This is a genomic window from Methanosarcina sp., assembly GCF_035390745.1.
Classification (GTDB): Archaea; Halobacteriota; Methanosarcinia; order Methanosarcinales; family Methanosarcinaceae; genus Methanosarcina.
Genome location: NZ_DAOOUJ010000015.1, coordinates 13,746 through 34,555, shown reverse-complemented (window position 1 = coordinate 34,555; position 20,810 = coordinate 13,746). Strand labels below are relative to the sequence as shown.

12 protein-coding genes are annotated in these 20,810 nt (G+C 40.9%); 6 read left to right on the top strand and 6 right to left on the bottom strand.

Annotated features, from left to right (window positions below; translation table 11 throughout):
* Window positions 1-307: 307 nt before the first annotated feature.
* The 5 genes from PLL47_RS05815 (at window position 308) to PLL47_RS05795 (ending at window position 6,126) form a co-directional block, all read left to right on the top strand.
* Window positions 308-583: a hypothetical protein gene (locus tag PLL47_RS05815; protein WP_273076333.1), complete on the top strand. Its 276-nt coding sequence runs from the start codon at window positions 308-310 to the stop codon at window positions 581-583.
* A complete protein-coding gene (locus PLL47_RS05810; RefSeq protein WP_268765924.1) occupies window positions 583-711 on the top strand; it encodes a hypothetical protein in 129 nt (42 codons plus the stop codon). Before PLL47_RS05815 ends, PLL47_RS05810 begins: the two co-directional genes overlap by 1 nt.
* Window positions 712-3,732, top strand: a complete 3,021-nt coding sequence (locus PLL47_RS05805) for a DUF927 domain-containing protein (protein WP_324445259.1) — start codon at window positions 712-714, stop codon at window positions 3,730-3,732. It abuts the gene before it with no gap.
* 605 nt (window positions 3,733-4,337) lie between these two features.
* Entirely contained in the window at window positions 4,338-4,853 is a 516-nt protein-coding gene (locus PLL47_RS05800) for a hypothetical protein (RefSeq protein WP_324445258.1), read from the top strand.
* On the top strand, window positions 4,825-6,126 hold the full coding sequence (locus PLL47_RS05795) for a DNA-packaging protein (protein ID WP_324445257.1): 1,302 nt from the start codon (window positions 4,825-4,827) through the stop codon (window positions 6,124-6,126). Before PLL47_RS05800 ends, PLL47_RS05795 begins: the two co-directional genes overlap by 29 nt.
* 326 nt (window positions 6,127-6,452) lie before the next feature.
* On the opposite strand, the gene PLL47_RS05790 is transcribed toward PLL47_RS05795, so the two are convergent.
* The gene (locus tag PLL47_RS05790) at window positions 6,453-6,680 is read right to left on the bottom strand and encodes a hypothetical protein (protein WP_324445256.1); all 228 of its coding nucleotides are present in this window, start codon (window positions 6,678-6,680) and stop codon (window positions 6,453-6,455) included.
* Between the two features lie 86 nt (window positions 6,681-6,766).
* Here PLL47_RS05790 and PLL47_RS05785 point away from each other — a divergent pair, with 86 nt between their 5' ends.
* On the top strand, window positions 6,767-7,081 hold the full coding sequence (locus PLL47_RS05785) for a DUF1249 domain-containing protein (protein WP_502883678.1): 315 nt from the start codon (window positions 6,767-6,769) through the stop codon (window positions 7,079-7,081).
* A 139-nt stretch (window positions 7,082-7,220) separates the two neighbouring features.
* On the opposite strand, the gene PLL47_RS05780 is transcribed toward PLL47_RS05785, so the two are convergent.
* The 5 genes from PLL47_RS05780 to PLL47_RS05760 form a co-directional block, all read right to left on the bottom strand.
* On the bottom strand, window positions 7,221-9,932 hold the full coding sequence (locus PLL47_RS05780; RefSeq protein ID WP_324445254.1) for a phospholipase D-like domain-containing anti-phage protein: 2,712 nt from the start codon (window positions 9,930-9,932) through the stop codon (window positions 7,221-7,223).
* A gap of 35 nt (window positions 9,933-9,967) precedes the next feature.
* Complete coding sequence (locus PLL47_RS05775) at window positions 9,968-12,859, bottom strand: anti-phage-associated DUF1156 domain-containing protein (protein ID WP_324445253.1); 2,892 nt, start codon at window positions 12,857-12,859, stop codon at window positions 9,968-9,970.
* A gap of 40 nt (window positions 12,860-12,899) precedes the next feature.
* Window positions 12,900-13,535: a DUF3780 domain-containing protein gene (locus tag PLL47_RS05770; RefSeq protein ID WP_324445252.1), complete on the bottom strand. Its 636-nt coding sequence runs from the start codon at window positions 13,533-13,535 to the stop codon at window positions 12,900-12,902.
* Window positions 13,532-16,594, bottom strand: a complete 3,063-nt coding sequence (locus PLL47_RS05765) for a DUF499 family protein (RefSeq protein ID WP_324445251.1) — start codon at window positions 16,592-16,594, stop codon at window positions 13,532-13,534. Before PLL47_RS05765 ends, PLL47_RS05770 begins: the two co-directional genes overlap by 4 nt.
* A gap of 202 nt (window positions 16,595-16,796) precedes the next feature.
* Window positions 16,797-20,597, bottom strand: a complete 3,801-nt coding sequence (locus tag PLL47_RS05760) for a hypothetical protein (RefSeq protein WP_324445250.1) — start codon at window positions 20,595-20,597, stop codon at window positions 16,797-16,799.
* Between the last annotated feature and the right edge of the window lie 213 nt (window positions 20,598-20,810).

Sequence of the window (20,810 nt, the reverse complement as noted above, 5' to 3'; positions counted from 1 at the left end):
AATTTAAACACAACTTTCAAGTTTAAATAGATTTGCAATGTTTTTGGTCTGGCTACTCTTCTAGTTTTTAGCGTTCAAATGGAGCGTCGCTATGAGCGTATATAGTAGCAATCATTGTGTTGGATCGCTAGATATAACAAATTATCCAACAGCAGAACAAACCTTTTTGTTTAATGTCTGGACAGTTCTCGAACAAATTCAAGACTCCATATATGACCAATCAAGCCCACAATACCAACTACTAGAAATTTTAAACCCTCTTATCTTTGAAATATGGGTGAAATCGGGGAGGCCTGGAGGCCTGGAAATGACAAGATCTAAAACCCGATCTACAAACAAATTCATCAATTCCTACGAGAAACAATTTCTTGAAAAATATGAAAATGATTTTTTCGACAGGGATATAGATGCCGATTCAACAAGAGAGATGTCTAGAACTTTTGGCATCATTGAAACAATTGTCCTGATTGGAAATAAAGGGAGTGAATTTTTTGGTATATACATATATCAAAAAAGCGGGAAGAAGTACGTCAGATCAGGGAAAATCGAGCATATCTCACCATTTCCGGACGGTGGTCTCTGATGCCAAGCTTAGATTATCTCATTTCATTCTTTTTTGAGAAGCAATCCAAAGGGCCTAGATACCTTGTAGAGATCAGCCAGGAGCCTGCAGGACGGCATAAAGAGCAGGACAGTGGGGAGGCTTACTAAATGTCTCTTCCTGTTAACGCGGATTCAAATAAGGAAGTCATAAAAGCCCAAAAAGAATGGCTGAAAACTCTTCAAAATGTCTCTCCTAGAAAAATGATAAGAATTAAAGCAGTAGAGGGAAGCAAACCCGAGGAAGCAGATCCAGAGCTTTACATGTGGCTCCCTTACCCGAACATATGGCACAAAATTACACAGCCGATCTATACCCGCGGAATCCTTCCGAATGAGATTTTGATTGATCCTGATACCCCAGAATGGGACGTGATGAAAGACGGAATTGAAAAACTGACAGGGTATTGCAAGAAAAACAACATACCATTTATTGCCGGGTTCTCCGGGGGGAAAGGAATCCATGTAAGTATATTCTTCGATTCGTGCGGAGTAGATGAAGAACTTGAAAAGGGAATCGAAGAGACTGGTATAGATGTTCTGAAGACTGCGAGGAGAGCATTAGTCAAAGCTCTTGCAACAAAGGCAGGTGTAAATCTTGATGATATCCGGGTTGATTGGGGAAAGATCAATTTCAATTTTGAGAGTAAAGGCTCTCAGATTCGGACGTTTGGGACTACAAGAGCACCGGGGCAATACAAAACGCTCGTTGACGAAATCCCAAACCACAAACCGGAGCCGTTCGAACTTCCTCTAATATTCCCGGAAAAGGTAGAGCTATGGGAACTCGAAGGCACCGAGTTTAAAGACATTGTGTTAGATGCTCTTAGGGAGGAAGTACAGAGGGCAAAAAAAGCGAATGAGTACACGCTCAATGATGCTGATTTTACGGGCATAGAAATCATGAAATTTCCCTGTATTAAAAAATTGTTTGAGTCGGGGATTGAAAAAAATAGATATTACGCAGGAGTTTCTGTGCTTCTTATTTGCAAGAAGTGCGGAATCTCTAAAGAAGAAACCGAAAAGCACATGAGAGAACTTTTTAGGACATTTCCGGGAATTTCACCGGCAGAAACAGAACTTAGGATAAATAACGCATTAACCATGTATGAAACTGAGAAAAAGTTTTCATGCAGAGAATTAAAGGACTACTTTGGGGAGGATTTTTGCAAATTCTTAGAATGCCCAATGAAGGAGAAGATAGACAAGGAAAAAAAAAGAGAGAAAGAAACCCCTATACGTGAGTATGGAAACTTCAAGTTATACAAATGGGGGGTATACTACACTAAAACCGACAGCAGAGGAAACATAACTAATTTAAGAATAATTGATGAACATACGGAAATTATAGGGACAAGTGATAATTTAGATGTTGACCTGGAGGACACTGAAGTTAACAAGTTTACACATTATAAATTAAGAACAGGTGATGTAATTCTTTATCCGGAGCATGGGGAATTATTAACAAAAGCAGGAATAGTAAAACTCATCAAAGCCGGAATGATAGCCTCAGAAGGCGATTATAGATACATTTCAACATACTTTAAACATGAAATGGTAAGGGCAAAGCAAGAATGTGAAAAGCTTAAGGTATGTAATAAGCCAGGGTGGAAAAGAAACAAAAGTATATTTGTATCCGGGAACTTCGCATATTCTGACCAAGGAGCAGTCGAGGTCATTCTCACAAATCCGATAACAGGCCAGATGTATAAAACTAAAGGAACGCTCGAAGACTGGCTTAAACCTGAGCTTATAGAATGGCTGGGTAACGATGTTGCTAGATTCGTATTCTATGGAGCATTTGCATGTTTCATATCCTCTTATCTCGGAGTACAAAACATCATAATTTCAATCACAGGAGGAACGAGTGGAGGAAAGACTCTTACAGCGAGTGTTGCAGGTTCAGGCATGGGGAAAACTGGAATTGATGACAAAGGAGAATCCATAGTAAGAGCTGCAACCATTACACAGGCTGCGGCGGAATATCTGTCTGTAAGTGTAAACGGGCATTACATTGTGTTTGATGACACTACACAAGGAAAGGACTATAGCGGGCTTGTTTACATGCTCTCAAACGGCAGGAAGAAAGACAGAGCGCCAAACTCAAGCCTAGAGGGAGGAGAAGTATACAGCGCCTCTTATGTAATCACAGGAGAGCAGGGATTATTAAAGGACTCTGTAACACAGGGAGCAAACGGACGAGTGATTGAGATCAAAAATACAATAGAATCCAGTCCGGAGAATGCAAAGAAAGCGAAGGTTATCGAGGACACGATAAAGGCAAATTACGGACACTTAACAGAGCCTTTCCTGAAAAAGGTCTTCGAGAGGAAAGAAGCAATTCAGAAGAAATACTTTGAACTCTGCAACAGATTCAGGGACGAAGGAAAGGACATAGGCGGGAGAATAGGAGATCAGATGGCATGTATATGCATTGCAGGAGAAATTATAGAAGAGATATTCTCAGAGATTGGAACTCCTGCAAAAGATCCATATGTAATATGTGAGAAAGTAGTCGATTCAAACGCAACAAGCGAACAGAAGCGAGAATACTGGCTTAGGGGTCTAGAGATTGTCTATAATGAGATTTCTACATGGACTCAGGAGAGAGAAGTGGATGGAACTCTAGCACCTGTTCTTAAATGTGGGAAAGGCTTAGGCGGGAACTACACAGGCGAATGGATGAATATTTTAGAAAGTAATATAAGAGATATCTGTGAAAAACACCAACTGAACAAGAAGGAACTTCTGGAGAAATGGGCAGAGAAGGGGGTAACAAGAGTAGACAAAATAGGGAAGGACGGAAAGCCGAAATTCAGTAAAGCGGTGTTAATTGAAGGAAAAACAAAGAAAACTATATCATTCAACATACCAAAGGTATTGGAAATCCTTGACCTAACACAGGTGGAAGAGGTAGGAAAGGTCTCTGGACTTCCTTCACTAAGCGAAGCAATATTTCAGGAGCATGTAAAAAGCACATCTCAAGCATGGAAAAGCCTGTATGGAAGACAACCTATAGAAGGAGAGGAAGAGGATTTTTGTAAAATGTTTTTCGAGACGTACTCTCAACATAAAGACTATTACAGCAATACAAGTGTTATCTTAGAAGCCGGAAGGAATTTCCCAGAGTGATATAATATACTTTTTACTTTTTTTATGATGGAACAAAATCCCTTCGTTTCATTTTTAATTTTTTTACTATTACCCAAATTACCTAACAGATAATTATCGAGCCAGATATAAACCATAATCAGAAGACTAGTTTTTCCCAGAATTTCCCCAATTACCTAAATTACCTTGAAGTATAGGGACATATATTTTTACAAATAGCTTATACAGATACATTTTAAGAACCTTTTTTGTTACTTCTAAAACGCTTACACAACTTTATAGTACATGCGTTATTTAGGTAATTTTAGGTAATTAGGTAATAATAATTATATTGAGATTGATTTTAATATTACATTAGTACAGTAATTTTAGGTAATTTTAGGTAATTTACTCGAATATAATATTCTGCTATGAGTGATTCAAGGAGCGACAAATTTTCCTTTCTACGCTCTCTTCTTCCATCTGCATACTCTTGTAAACGGCGTTAACATTATAAACATTAAAAACGAAATATAAAGAAAAAATTACGTTAACTTTTCGTTAACAATAGCCTATAAAACTCGCTTACCCGATACGGTAAACTCATAGGAATTTAAAAATTTTATTTCGTAATCAAGGGAGCACAAATGCGAATTAACAATATCATAAAACATGATTTAGAAACGAGAGCAAAAGGCCTTAAAGCTGAAGGTAGAACACTCGAAGAGATTTCTAAAGTTTTAACGGAAGAAGCGAAAAAACCTATATCAATCTCTACGGTTTATCGTTATTTCGAATCAAACGAAAAAGCCTTAGTTCAAGCAATTGAAAAAAGCGATAAACTAAAGGCGAAAGTTGCCGATGCCGAAATTAACACTATCACAAAACGAGTGGAAATTATAGACGAGTTTCTAACAATTGCAGATCAGGCCGTGTCTTGTGGTGATTTCCGAGCGGCTGTAATGGCTCTCAGGGGGGCAACAGAAGCGCAGGACAGTTTAGACGAGAGGCTCGGAAAATTGAAAGGACCAACAAACACCAACATCAATATACTGAATGTTCAGGAGGCTGTAACAAGTGCCCGGGAAATGCTCACAAGCCGAATTGCTGGCATTGCTACCAGAGTCGGAGAGAGTGGAAATATTGGACAGCTTGACAGATGAACAGGCTTACGCTCTATTGCATGATTGGGATTTCTGGGCCAGACCTGAACAGCTCCCTCCAGATCAATGGGGTAAAGATGGCTGTTTTATCTGGAATGTTAGGGCAGGGCGTGGATTTGGGAAGACTAGGATGTCAGCTGAAACCTTCATTAAGGCGGTTAAGGAGTGGGGGTATGAACACCCTAACCTGGCCGGAGCGACGGCGGAAGATGTCAGGGACATAATGATTGAAGGAGAGTCCGGTATATTAGCTTGCGTCCCGGAAGACTTTATGCCGGAGTTTATCCCATCACTGAAAAAATTAGTATGGCCTAATGGAGTGGAAACTCACATCTATTATGGCTCAGAGCCTAACAAAGCTAGGGGACCTCAGTCAGACTTTTTGTGGTGTGATGAATTAGCTAAATGGCAAAGGCCGGAGGAAACCTTTGATAACCTCTTGATGGGCTTAAGGTTAGGCTCAAATCCTATTTGTGTTGTTACCTCTACTCCCAGGCCAACACGGTTTTTAATGGATCTGGAGAAGCGCACGGATAAGCGGGGAAGACCCTGCACAGTAACAACCAGGGGAAGGACACAAGACAATTATAAGAATCTCTCTCCTGTGTTTATCTCAACTATAATAAGCAAGTATGAAGGGACCAGGCTAGGTAGGCAAGAATTAGAAGGCGACTTCCTGGACGATAACCCGGAAGCACTCTGGAAGCGGTCCGATATCGACAACAACAGAGTCTACAATATCCCAGAATTGTCTTATGTAGTGGTCGGTGTGGACCCTGCGGCAACCTCTAAAACTGGATCCGATGATACAGGTATAATTGTAGCTGGTAAAGATGATAATGGGAACTTCTATGTTTTAGGTGACTATACGATTCATGATACTCCACAAAAATGGGGAGCTGCAGCAATAACCGCTTATCATAAACACAAGGCAAATGTTATTATAGGTGAAACCAATAACGGCGGGGAGATGGTAGAACATACCCTTAAAACAATTGATCCTAAAATACCATTTAAAGCGGTCCATGCTTCCAGAGGAAAGGCAACAAGAGCAGAACCCATAAGCGCACTCTACGAGCAGGGTAAAGTTCACCATTTTGGGACCTTTGTAGAGCTTGAGGATCAAATGTGTGAATGGATACCAGGTACTGAGAAATCCCCGGATAGGGTGGATGCTCTTGTATGGGCTATTTCAAAGCTGTCAGAAAAAACGAACATAGGGAAATTTGATTTTTCGGGGCTGTTCAGAACAATACCGAAGATGAGGTATTAAATTAATATCTTCATTTTCTATGCTTTATGCCCTTCTCCTTTTCTATTTTCCCAATCCGAAAATCGTCTGATTATTTCAAACTCGATAATTAAGGATTTAATTTCAGAGTTTCGAGGTTAGCTTTTAATATACAGATAATAATTGTTATGTGATTTTAAGACTCTTTTTGTTCTTTTTCAGTCGGCAGAAGTAGGATTAAAGGTTTAGAGGTTCGCAGGAGAGAGTATGTTTGATTAATCTAATTGGTGCTTCCTACCTGAGAATTGGAATCGCTGGAAAGGATCTTATTATTATATAAATGAAAGTGAAAAAAGTAAATGGGATATTTACTGAGCTTTACATTTATCGAGTATCTTTTTTGTCAAAGTCTTTACTTTCTCTGCATACTGCTCAAAGGAGTTAACTTCTCCATAGTACCCTTCTGCATTAATAATATTATAATCTCCATTCTCATCAATTTCCGAAACTTCTATGGGAACCGGCACTTCATCAAAATTCGGTGTTGCCAGTACTTTGTATTTTTCTGAGTGCGATACTGACAGTTCTCCTACCATGTCTTCGTCCTCGGTTAATCGAAAAGTAATTCATTGATCAATGTTGATGCCTTAACAAGAAGGGTCTTAAATCTTCCACAGTAAACATAGTTTGTAAGCTCCTAATGCCTTTAAATGTAGATAAGCTTACATCTGATACAATCGCACTGGCACACAACGGAAAGCAAAACGGGGATGTAATGGCTGACCCTGATATGGAAGTAAGGATTTATCCAGAATTGAAAATGGCCGAAGCTCTCACTTTTAGAAATGATTACATGGGGATCTATCAAGAAGTATATCCAGAGCCTGGGAAATACTATCCGAAACTCAAGAAGGAGCTTAATGAGTTTCTTAACAACTGGCTTAAAACTATGATTGAGATTCAAAGGTATCAGTTAGCATCAGAAGAGAGGGAATAAGCCGGGTAACCCGGTAAAACTCTTTAGGATAGTTGAGATCGCAGAAGGAAAAGGCGAGGACCTTTGATTTATTCTTTAGATTTCTGTGAGGCAGAAACAGAGAACCTCCGGCTCTTTGTCGCCAAAGATCCATTTGTTATTACCACCCTTTCAAAAGATGTTTCTTCTTTTCATGGCTGTCAAGAACTTTTGCACAAGATTCCCAATCAATAGGCTCGATTTTATCATATCTAATTTCAAATGGATGCCTTGGAGGTAATGCATCAATAGTTCTCAATGCATCATCAATTTTATTCAAAGCTACATCAACCCATACATCTTCCAACACATCAGGAATTTGACCGAAAAGCGAATTTATTTTCTCAAGCCTGTCCGAGAGAAGTTCATGCACTCTATCTTCTACAGAGTCTTTATACCTCATATTGTAAATCCAGACTTCATCATATACTTGGCCGATGCGCTGAATTCTACCCTTTCTTTGTTCAAGACGTGTAGGGTTCCAGGGCAGGTCGAGATTAATAAGAGTGCCGAGAGTCTGAAGATTCAGCCCTTCACTTGCAGCATCAGTTCCTAACAATAATTTAATTTTACCTTTGCGAACAAGCCCTTTAATTTCCTCACGGGATGCCCGCTTAAAGACTCCGTTCTCAATAATGCCTGAACGATTGCTTCCTGCATAAATCCCTATTTTTTCTTTGTTAAAATCTTCCTTTAATTTATTCGCAAGCCAATCTATTGAATCATAATACTGGGAAAAGATAATACAGCCTCTTTCGAGCCATCTATCTTTTTTCAAGATACTGGATACAAGTTCATATTTTGGATCGCTGTCCATATGTTCTTCGAGGATTTGTGAAAATTTCCGGAGGAGATTCTTCTCTTCTTCAGGCATATTAACAAAAATTTCGCTTCTTTGAGCATTTTCATCTTCGTCTTCTTCTGAATCAAACTCCAAATCCTTGCGGATGCCCAGCATCTTATTCGCGGTCACTTTTCCTGCATACAACGAACTTCCAACACGCCGGAGAAGAAGAGTTTTTAAGAAGCCAGTGCCACTTTCTCTCTCCCCAAGCAGTTGACAAAACTCTTCTGCTGCCTCGTATGCGTCCCGAAGGTAGGTCGGGAGAGGGATTGCATCCCTGTCAGATTCTCCGTAGAGCTTTACTTCTATTTTTTGTAAATAAGGTTCACCGGTTTCCGGATTTTTTGTATTTTCCAGAAAGTCTCTGGTCCTGCGTATGATATGCCGAATGTAGGGATTGTGATCTTTAAAGAAGTCTTCCTTCATTCTTTCCAGCCGTGCTCTATCAGGAAGACTCAGGTCTACCCAGATCGATGGAGCGATTACTGATTCGGAATCTTCTACTGAAAGCGCCCTCCTAAGAATTCCATAATCCCTTCCTTCAGAAGCAGGAGGTAAAGGGTTCGAAATCCATCTAAAAAGTTCATTCTCAGTATCCTGTAACTCACTTACACCCCGAATAATATTAAGTGATTCAAAGGCGTCCGTTCTCCATTTACTAAATTTGTTCCCCAGGACAGATTTATTTTCGCCACCAGCGAGTATGGATAAAAGATCATAAGCCTCGATAGGATAGAGCTGGACTGGTGTTGCAGTAGCTAAAAGCAGGCTTTTTGTATTTCCTGCAATTTCAAGGAGGAATCCCAGGAGATTGTTTGGATCTGGTTTCTCCCCCTCATGGCTAGGGCCAAGGTTTTTCCTTCTTGCTCTGTGAGACTCATCAACTATGATGCAATCATACTTCTTTGATAGTAACAGGTGAGGCATCTTTGAACGTTCACTGTTGTATGAGTGAGTTATCAGGCCGTAGGAGATAATTCCAATTCTCCTGGGACATTTCAGTATACCTTCTTCACCATACTGTGGGTATTCAATTCCCTCTTCATCAACCCATCTGCCTGTATCCCATACTGCAGAAGGGAGATCAAGGTGTTCTCTCATCTCATCCTGCCACTGCCATCTAAGTGTTGCAGGTGTGAGGATCAATATTGGCCGTTCCCCGGTAAGAGCAATAAGCTGAGCTGTCATTGCAAGCTGCAATGTCTTACCGAGCCCTACCATATCAGCAAGGACAAGACGTGCACCGTGGTCTGTTTGATGTGCTTTAAAGGCAAGATCAATGAAGTACTTTTGATGTTCCCATAACCCAAACTCTTTCCTATACACAGGACTTTCCACTATTGCAGCCGCTGGCTCTGGATTTTCCTGCCATTCCACAAGTGTGGGTATTAGTTCGCGCCTGGCAATTCTTCCGATATCTTCTATAATAAAATTTGCAAGGGTTTTGTAATCGGGATGGTTCCAGAGAGCATCAAACTCTTCCTGTACCCATTTTACCGCTTCTGGTGAATTATCTTCCCACACAAGTTCGTAATTGAGTTTCCAGGCAGAGAATGTTTCATTTATACTTCCCATGAATGCCGTTTTTGTCCCATCTGATCTAGTAATGACTCCAGCTTTGCCGTGAATAAGCCCAAAAGCATGATCAGGAAGTACCCTCACCTTGAGTTTTCCTGATTTTAAATATTTGTAAAGCCTGGCAAATCTTCCTCGTGCTTCCTCCCCCATCTTTTCAGGCTCTTCAGCACACCATTCCTTTCTAATAGCAGCAAGAGCAGCCCGAGCTGTTTTTACATCCTCTGCTTCAAGCTGTGAGTTACAAACTACCCGGACTGTCCCCTCAACTGCGTCAAGGGCTTCCCCTGCAACTTCAAGGATTGAAGAGCTAAAATAACCAGCTATCCTATCATAGTTTTTTGCCCCTTCAAGGCGTTTGTTAAGGAAAGAAGTATCGAGAGGCTCCCGGCGGGAAGAGAAGCGATTAATCATGGTATCAGCCCTTTAAATTAACTCAGTGTATTATATTACACGTGATCCTGCTCCACAACAACAGTAAGTAGCCTTGCAGATTCAGCGTCCTCTTTCCACTGCGTCATGGAACCATTCATGCCAAAAGCAGCGAAATAGCGGAGCAACTCCACGATTTCTTTTCTCTTTTCCCAGTATCCAGGATATTCCCTGAGCCAGACTTTTCCAGCAGCAGTGTTATCTTCCTGTCTTGTCTGCCGGATAGCAAAAAGAATATTTCGTACAAGTGAAGATGAAAACCCGTCTCCTCCAACATCCCGATCCTTAAATTCAGAAGCAGTTTTGAGCCTAGTTTCATTTGCTTTACCGCTTTTTTGAAGGTTTTTGTATTCCCTGATACCAAACCCACGGGCGAGTTCCTGATAAGCTCCAGTTCTGTATTCTCCGTGACTTTCAAGCTCAAGTCCTTTGAGATAAAAACGTTCCTCCGGTGTAAGTTGTTTCCATACCCATGAATCAATACCTGTTGGAACTAGATAGTCACAAGCGATTTTTACAGCGTTCTCAATAACACCCTCAAGTGGGTTTTTCTCATCACGCCCTCTTACACGGGAAAGTTCGCGTTCAATATCTATATCTTCGATCTGTTTGTAGCGGGTTAGTATTCGAAGGGCTGCTGCATAAGCCGCAAGCTGATAGTCAGTATCTCCAAAATTTGGATCTTCTTTATCATCAATTTTAATCATCGAATCAAGCTGTTTTTTGACTTCCTTTTCAACTTCCGGATAGATTTCATCAAGGAAAGCAATATCATCAGAAGTCTGCTTACGAAGAACAAGAAGAACTGTCCCCTGGACATAATTACCTACTTTTAGACCGGAACTTGTCTCAGTAGAGATACACCATGCTGCTGTGACCTGCAACCCTGCAGCCCAGAGGATAATTGCAAGATCTGCCCAGACACTTGCGTCCTGATGAGTAAACATTACAATCTGCGCACCATTGTCAGGCATGCGGTTTGTTAGATTTCTGTATACTTCTACCATGCCTTTCCGAAATTCTTCATCAGAACCTTTGATAGCAAGAGCTCTTTTCGAATCAGTGTACCAATCGGGAAATAGCTCTTTTATTGTTTTTTCATACCAAGCAAGGAAAAATTCTGAGAGTTCATGGTAATTAATTGCATCAGCATAAGGCGGATCAGTGATCCAGTAATTTGAAGAATAATCTATAGTCCTTCCGTCTGATGGATACACATTTTTATTTGTTTTTGTTGGAACAACTGGAATCTTATAAAACCACGAATTTGAGATTAAGCTTAATCCTCTTGAAGGATAAGAGAAAAGTGTGTTTAAAGCTTGATTATAAAATGTACTTTTTGGTTTATCAGTGCTTTTATCCCAAGCAGATAACCTGCTATCCCAATCACTACATCTGTTCAATCCTATTATCAAAGAAATTTTAATATAAGGCTCGAAATCCTTTGTTTTAATTTTTTCATTCAATAGCCCATGATATAACAATTGTCTTGGTGTGAACAAATGATGCCAGTGAGTCCACCCACGTTCACGAAAAAGCCTAGTTGTTTCGTCTCCTTCTTCAATCTTCATACTCGGCAGATATCCTTTATCTTGCCATTCGTAGAACCGATCCTTCAAGAGAGAAAGCACTTTTTCTTCACGTTTAAGATCAGAGTTATCAGGCTCGCAAAAGTGCCATTTTACCTGCTCACGGCCTGATGAATCTACAACTTTTTCCATCCATCGGATGCAATAAAGCCTCTCCTGGAAAATATCATCTGGACGTGGAACTACCTCCGCATTTTCCCAGAGTCGTGGGCCTCCTTCGTGCTCACGCCTAATGGTTGATATCGTTATTGGTGACTTGTGTCCTGGACATTCAGGATTAGGACATATCATTCCATTTGATGTCATCACTCCCGATTCACTGGCAGTTTTCGATTCTTCAGGAGATGCTTGCCTGATATGTAAGTGATACCTTCTATTTTCAAAATCCGGTTCTAACTCAACAATTATTTTTTGCATGCGCTCAGCAATAGATAAACTAGGAAGAAGAGGAACCTTCCATCCGCATTCAGGACAGATAACCTCGTTACAGTACAGGTATGCATAACCCCACCATCCTTTTTTGTTATGCTCAATTTCCCAGTCAGTGATTTGTTTGTAAACTTCATCGTAGACTTCCTGCTGGGCTTTTTTAACTTCTTCAACGACTTCTTCTCCACCACCAATAATGTTCAATGATGCCCATGTTAGGAGCACTGCAACTGGATTTAAGTCTGAACCGAAAACGTTGCAGCCAATTCGCGCTGCTTCAAAGGGAACACTTCCTCCACCGCAAAAACAGTCCCCTACAGTGGGTCGTGATCCAAACTGACGAATTCCAAGTTCTTCCACTAGTTCAGGAATCGATGAAGCCTTCGTTCCGAGATGGAAATTTATTTCCCTCCATATCTCAGAAGAAGGTCCTTCGATTTCTTCAGGACGATAGCAGTATCCTATGCGTTCATCATAACCCATTCTCAGAAAAGCCATCCTCTGAAGTTCTTTTTTCTCTTTACTTGATAGATTATTACGAAGTTTGTTTCCATCAAAGAATTCCGCCTCCTCACGAGGAGAAAGATACTCTCTTACTACATTTGCCGGAATAGACTGTTTTTTCCTCCGCCACATTCCCTCTTCATCCATTGTTAAGAGTTTCAGAAATATCTCACGGTCTTTTGTAGGATTATCTGTTGCTGGCAGGAGTAAACCTAAAACTGCCGCTCTAACAAGAATCAACGGTTTTCTTCCCCACCATTTACCAAGCTGTGTTAGAGTCTGCCCCTGCGCACTTTTTCGTTCCTTATAACTTTCTTTTGATATTTTTGAAACAGGAAACTGGGTTTCAATAAAAGAAATATTGTGTAAAAAATTATGGGATGGCATCCTTTTTCTCCGAAAAATTGATTATGACTTTAAAACATCTTTAAAAATCAAGTAAATTACCCTGGCGTTTCTTCTCTTGATCAACGCTCTTTCCTTCATCATCTAGACTTGCAATGAGCCCGACTCTCTGCTCTGCTTTACTAGGTGCAATCGGATTATCACAAAGAGCAAACCGTACTGCTGCTCTCCAGCCGATATTTCTTCCCCTGAGAGCCTGTCCGGTAGCAGCATTTGTCATTGTGTAAAGCCACCACCTTTCTTCAGGCAAAAGTCCAAGCCAGTTTGCAACTGCTGCAGGAATCCTGCCTGGGTCTGTGTCTTCAATAGCCCAGGCTAAAAGTACAAGCTCTTTTCCAAAAAGGCGTGAAATAGGTGTTAGGCCTCGGGCCTTCCAGCTACCTTTCTTATATCCCATGGTCTTCAGGCGACGGTTAAATTCTGCAGATACAGCGTCCGAAATGCCATCCCATTTCACTCTCGGGAGAACTACACGCAAACGTTCATCCTTCTCATCCTTTACTGCATGGACTTTTCCTTTCCACATTTCTTTATCCCAGGACATGTGCTCAGATATCTGCACATCTCCTGTCTGGGAAGAAATTGATACCAGAAAATAATGTTCAGACTCAGCTGGTTTAAATCCAAAGCCTTCTACCTGAGTATTATCTCGACTCACTGACTTACCTCATCCATGTTAATATCCGTTTTTTCGGCGTCCGCGAAATCTTTTAGATCCTGACCTTTTACAAATTTAATGCTTGGTGCATCAATTGAAACCTGTCCATCAGAATAGATCTCCCTCAGAGACTCTATTAGTTTTTCAATTTGTTCACCTGAAAGCTCAATTGCCGAATCAACACTTAAATCTACCCAGCTCTTTCCAATAACTGATATTCTTGCTGCAGGAACATGAGCATGATGCTTTTTCAAAAGTCCCGTAAAATCAAATGAATCTTTTGTGGATTTTTTGCTATGAGAACGCTTCCATGAGACTGGTTCGTCCAGTTTCAGACCTGGATTGGTCTTTCCCCAGTCTATATCAATCTTCAGTACCTCTGACTCAACTCCTTCCTTCTCAGCAAAGGCGAGGACAACCCTGACAGATCTATCCACATCGAAGGGACCGGAATATATCCCACCGGCATTCTTTGGATTAGAACCATCGGTTGTATATTTAATTGTAGCGTTAACTGGAGCCGCTTTCAATTCGACGGTCTTCTTTTCACCATTCCCGAATACTTTTTTCTTCAAAGTAACTGAATTAGACCATGTATATACTGCTCCTTTTTCATGAACGCCTTTTGAATCTACACAAAGGAATGAAACGCGCATATCATTTGTTACAAAGTTCTGAAAATCATCAACTTTGGCAGAAGCAGACGTTGCTTCTCCGCCGGTGTCATAATAGATAGTATTTCCGTTTACAGGGATCACCTTTAAGGTAACTTCTCCAGTATCGTCATTTCTGTTCCATTCCATTACCTGAACTGCTGTGGAAGGTGCGGGGAAAGGTCCTTTATCAACATATCCACCGTCCATTCTCCACTGCTCCTTTCTTAACATTTCATCTTTTAAATTGTCAAGGGCATTAGGGTGATGCCATTGCCACTTGGTAAGAATTGCTGCACGTTTCTTTATCTCAGACCACTGCATTGTCTGCTGTGTAAATAGACGCTGCTCACACTTTTTCCTGAAGGTGTCCCCATCAACTTCTTGGGTGAATTTCTGTTTATCTGTAAGAGTAGTTTTTATCAACTCCTCCCCACGGCACTTGTTTCCTTCAAAATTCATTGTTAGATCTGCAACACGAAGATCATCGTTGTGCGGATAATGAAGACGAGTAAATGTCTCGCGAGAAGCACTTAATAGACGGTGCACAATATTGTCTCTTAAATCTTGGGCAATGATCCTTTGTGTGTCGTCGGCCCTTACACCTTTACTATCCATCTCCCTTAGAATAGAATGAATAGCTTTGTACTCCCTACCGACTGAAATCAAATTATTCATTGTATCCCTCTGGCCGGATAGGAAACAAACACGGTTTTTATAATCCAGTGAATTATAAAACTCTTGAAGATGTGGATGCAAGTCCCCACCATAGGGCTCGTATAATATCAGTTTTACTTTATCCTGAGAAATTGTGATTTCATCTACAGCCGGGAGGATTTGGAATTCCTGATAGCAGTCTTTTATCTCGGGAGTAAAAATGGTTTGTAAAAATTCTTTTACTTCCTTCAGTGCCGCTTCCCTGCCATATGACTCGGCAAGTGACCTAAGTCTCGCTACAAGGTTTTCTGTATTCTTAAAGTATACCTTGCCATCGTTTGCACGATGTAGGTACCAGCAAAGCTGACTTTCCAGAGTAGAAATAGAATCAGGAAGTGTGGTAAGGTTCCTTCCTGGAGCTGCAATATCAGTTATAATCTCAGAGGCAGTCAGACCCAGAACAGAATTTTCAATATTTGCAAGGGAAGCCATCAAAACTAACTTACAAACATCTTGGCAGTCAGATCCACAGCGTTTCAGGTCTTCCATCTCTGAAACAGAATTCCCATCTGACGCAATATCATGGCTGATCGCATTTCCAAGTGTAGGGTTGATGAGATTGATTTCTGAAACCATCTCAGGATGATTCAAATCAATCATATGAGGATGAATCAGAACAGCGTTCTTAGCTCCTCCGTCCTCATAAAGATGAGAGACAAGCACCCGCATGAAACGAATAAGTCCACGTGTCTGCTGAAACCCAGGATTCTCTCTGAAACGTGCATACAAATCTTTTATTGCCGGATGGAATGGGTAAGACTCCCGTACTTGCTGGACAAACTTTTCAGGCGATACATGTGTCAAATCCATTTGCCCTGCTATTTTTATAACATCCCCATAGTCCCTTGCAATTGAAAGGATGGTATCATTATCCGGAAGTTTGGAAAAGATACGCTTTTTTAGAATTTGATATACTTCATCAGTATTGAGTCCGACAGGTTCTAGATTAACTGCACCCCTGTGGACTTCGTTTTCGAAGTCGTGCAATGCCTGATTTATTTGCTGGCTTCCACTTTCATATGTAGCCTTCAGATCTGAGAGTACTATGCAGACCTGTGAGAGTTCTTTACTCCCAATTGCAACAAGAAGATTTGAAAGTGCTGTTTTTGTAACAACCGAAAGATCGGTGTTACCTATTGTCTTGGATTTAGCGTTCTCGAAATAAGGAGGAAGCTCGTCAAGAAGAATTAAGAGCTTTTCACCTTTTAGCAGGTTGACCCACGCAGTTTTCCCTGGTGCTTGCAACGGTGTGTAGTAGTCTTTAAAAAGTTCTTTTTTTCCTAATTGTTCAGCAATAGATCCCCAAATCCCATATGGAGCATCACTTTCTCGTCCATTGAACGCAACAACTTTTATCGAATCAGGAGCATTGCCTGCAAACCCTTCACCCATCACTTTTTCTCTAAGAGAAGGGTTTTTTGCCAGGAGAGCAAGGCCAATCATACAATGAGTTTTACCTCCACCCATTGCTTGAGTTAATTTAAAAACAGAAGAATCGGACTCATTTGAAAATCTTCTGAAAGCTTCTTTAAAGAGTAGTCTCATACCTTCAGTAAGATAATTTTCCTCAAAAAAAGTATAGGGATCTATTTTATCCTCTAATATGTCTGATATATCAAGAACTATGTCTCTTCTATTTCGATCAAAGATAGTATTTCGTGCTTTACATAAGTTTTCAATTGATTGCACTCAAGCCCTCCTCAAAAATTATACAAATAAGAGGATTTTAACAAACGAATTTAAAGAAGTTCCTACACTACATTAATTAAACTTTACTGTTTATTATTGATTATTGACCTTGGAGTACTCTAAAATAGGTTAGATTCACAAAATGTGGTGTTACAAATAATATTGCAGATGTTTAATTACTACAAACCGAACCTAATGCACTTCAATCCTCGAAAGGGTTTGTAGAAGAGTTTCTCTTAGCTTCATGCTCGTAAGATGTTGCTAATTCTCGAAGTGTAGCTGCTAAACGATAGAAGCCACTCTTATCAACATCTTCAGCCTGTGATCTATACTTACTAGCGAGTTCTCGCTCTTCTTTTCCATTACTGAAACCGTGTACTCCACGAGAATTGAAAAGTCCTGTACTAAATCCCCTCCTCATAGCATCCACATCTTTTGCGTTTAATTCTTTGGCTACGGATTGGTGAATCCATAATCCATCTGGATCTGCAGGGGCATAGATAAGCATTTGACCTACCATTGACATTGCAATTTCAAAGTGCCCTGTTTCGAGACACTCTTTCTTGACTTCTTCCAGCCAGACAGTGAATGCGCTCTCATCATAACTTCCATCTTGCAGACAACCAGGAGGTGTCCTCCACTCACTCAGCAGATGATATGCATTAGTTGCTACACTCTTTGCTTGCTCTTTTGGCTCTTCACTTGTTCGCTCTTCCTTCTTCGACCTGAAAACGAGCCTAATCATCTCGCAGAAGAATCTCGGTTCATTCGCCAATCGACTCTCCAAATACTTTGGATAAGCATCATTGTAGTGCTCAAGAAGTGGTAAATATGCCCATTCAACTCTATATAGGTCTTCATTATCTGTTTCTGGATCATCCTGTAGTACTTTTATTATTTCCACTATCTCGTATTGATCCATCATATGAGAATTTTCAGAAGACTCAAGTGCTGCAAGTAATACGCTAACAGCTCTTTTATTGTTAAAAGACTGCTTTTCATTTTGCATTTTGTATAAGCAGCGCATTGCTGCAAATGGCCTCCCATGTTTGACCAATGAATCAATAGCCATTTCAAGATTTTTATCAGTATCATATGGATTTGCGTTTGTTTTTGTCCAATAGAGTAACTCATCCTCTCCAAGAAGTTGTCCAGATAATTTCCAAGCTTCAGGAGCAAATGGTAAGTAAGTAAGAAACTGTCCTATTTGTACAGATGACCATTGAGAAGTATCAATTTCTTCAGCCCACTGCCATCCCTTACTACGGAACCGCCCCCATACAAACCCACCAGCAAACTGAACAAGCGATTTTTGCTCTGTATCAAGCAAGTCCGGAAGAATTGTTTCATCAACGTCCGTGTCTGAAATAACTCCAAAAGTTATGCCCACACGCCAAGGAGACTGAACAGCTGAAGCGAAGTCGAGAACCGCATGTGTTCCTCCTTTAGTTGCTATCTCTTCGACAGCTATTTGGCGACGTGTTTCCAGCTTCATTCGTTGATCTGTATAATTCCCTTTATCTTCATATAAATCAAAATCTCGTTCACTGAAGAGACGCTGGTGACGATATTCTGGTTCGTCTGGGATCAACTTTTCAGCGATGGCTGCAATCTTATCCACCTGTTCTGGTTTCATTGCCCATTTAGCATCGACAAATTTTCGATGTTTATTAACCAGATCTAAAAGTTCGGTCCATAGCCGAAGTCTATCATCGATAGGCATTACCATGACTGACTCTGACTCTAGGTGTACTAAGAGTTGTTCAAACACCGGAAGGGGTAGGTCATCTAAGCGATTAATTAGTTCAATGAGCTTTGTAGAATCGCTTTTAGCGAAATCTATCGCAAGCTTCGCATAGAAGGTGCTTTGCTCCCAGTATTCAGATAGAGTTACTTCTTTAGACCAGTTCTCTGGAATTATCATAGCCCACGATGGTCTACGAGAGCCACTAGAAACCCGATGGGACTGAGGAAGAAGGCTCAGAAGAAGTGACCATCCCGTATCTGGGAGTTCGTCAAGAAGGGTTGAAACGGATCTTTCCCTTTTGTCAATTGACGCACATGTCTGCGGCAACCATGGAAGCAGAATCGTTGTTAGGGAGTTTGCTGGACGATTACTCCAGTTTCCACCGGGATCCCGTGCAGCCAGCTCACCCAAGATCATCACTACACGAGTTAGAAGTTCCTCATCCCATGCCAGTGTTTCCAATGCCCATAGCAGTCCGCTCATGTAAGTAGCACCCATTGCTCCAGAGCTCTCTTGAGCAAATAACTCATCAAAAGGGCAAGATGTACTACTTAAAGCATTGTCAACTGCATCTAAAAACTCTGTTGGAGCAGCTTCTGCCAATAGAGGTAATAAATCATTTAAGCTAGCCCATTGCACCCAATCTGCTCTTCCCAAAATTTCGCGAACTGCAAGCATTGCTGTTGTTTCAGCCTTGTTATATGAACATGATATTAGTGCATTGGGATGACTACCCAAAAGAGCCAGACTCTCAGCAAGGCCTTTTCGCAGTGAGTTTGAATGTGATAGTACCTTTCCATAAACAGATGCTGCATATCTTTCTTCTTGAGGCAGCTCAAACTTTGGGTCCTTCTCACTCAAGACATTTATTGCTACTTTTAATAATCTATCCAAATGCTCATCATATATCCTTGAACCTAAAGTATACCATCCTTCATATCGTGCAACAAACTTCCAGATTCCATCCCTTTGAGTTAGGGGAGTGCCTGGAAGAAGCGCAACATCACGCATCTTTCCTACCCACTCCCCATAGGAGTTTCCCGATATCGCTTCCACGGCACCAAGATCAGCATTTGAATTTTCGTTCCAAGATCCTAAAAGTTCTGCGATAGCAAGTTCTGCAGCTGGTGTTTTTTGAGCCCATTCTGGCATCAAAGAGAGGTTCTGAAGACATCTAAGCAAAGAATTTAAATCTCCCCCACTCTTTTGTGCTAGAATCCTAGCACGTTCCTCATTATAACCTGCCTCTTCCAAAGCTTCTTTGACTTGATATATATTTGGATTTGGTATCGATTCGCAATTAGGGTGGGGGATACCCCCCGGAATACCACCGAAGATAACAGCATGTCCAGCTCTTCGAGCTCTCTCAAGCATTATAGTCCCGGATCCTTCAGCTAGATCCAGATCAAAGTCTGCAACTAAAAAATGCTTTTCACGTTGTTGGGTAACTACCGTATTCCATGTATCTGAACCTGAGATTACAAGACTGCGACTGATAATATCCAATTGGCTTTCTTCGTCCATGTTTGCCACGTATGCAGAAACGAAGTTAACCACCTGATCCGGAAAATAAGTGTTTAACTTGAGTTGCACTAAATTTCCGTCAAATACTTCTTTGAGCTTAGCACACGCAGAATTTCTGTTTATTAGGAATACATGAGGTGTGAGCAGAGGGGGTTCACCAATTGTTTTTAGCGAATCCCAGTGGTTATTGAGAGTATCAACTTTGTCAATATACTTATTCATGGTTTTTGCAAGCCATAGCTCTACAGAGGGAAATTGATGAAGCCAATCGATCAGCTTAGTACCATCGATGACGCAAACGTCCCGCCAATCATTCTGTTTCCGGCGCTTTTCTAGCCATTCAGCTTGTGCGTCTTCATCCCATGTGTGCTCCCAACCACGTCTCCCTGAAAGAGGTGTCACGAACACGAATACCGATTCCTTTCGAATATTTTCAGGTGTCACTTTAACAAGGGAAGTATAATCAGAAGTGGCCTTTTTATGAGCATCCAAGTTGGTACCAATTTCCCAAAAAGACCTTCCTTCGGGCACGAATGGATAGAACGGAAAATCCACATCCAATATTCCGTCAGGACCATGCTGTCCTATACTGTCGCCGAGTGGAAAGCGCCGTTCTTTAGGTTTAGGTGACGATGCAGCAACGAGACGCCAGACTAGTTCAACAATCACGCTCTGAGCATCACGTGCATTGCCACGTACCCATTCATCGAGTTGATTCTCTGTAATCGTCATTTGGTACTCACCTGCAAAAAGATATTATAATTGGAGATTCTATTATAACAACTTTGTTGAAATTTACGGCGACTCTTTTTATTTAAAAAAAGCCTGGGTAAATGGATAATAGTTATCAGAACTTACTGATAATTAAATTTTCAAAAAGTTTAACGAAAAAACAGTCACCTTTTAGCTTTTTGGGTCTGCAATAATGTCTACTCTACAGCTTCA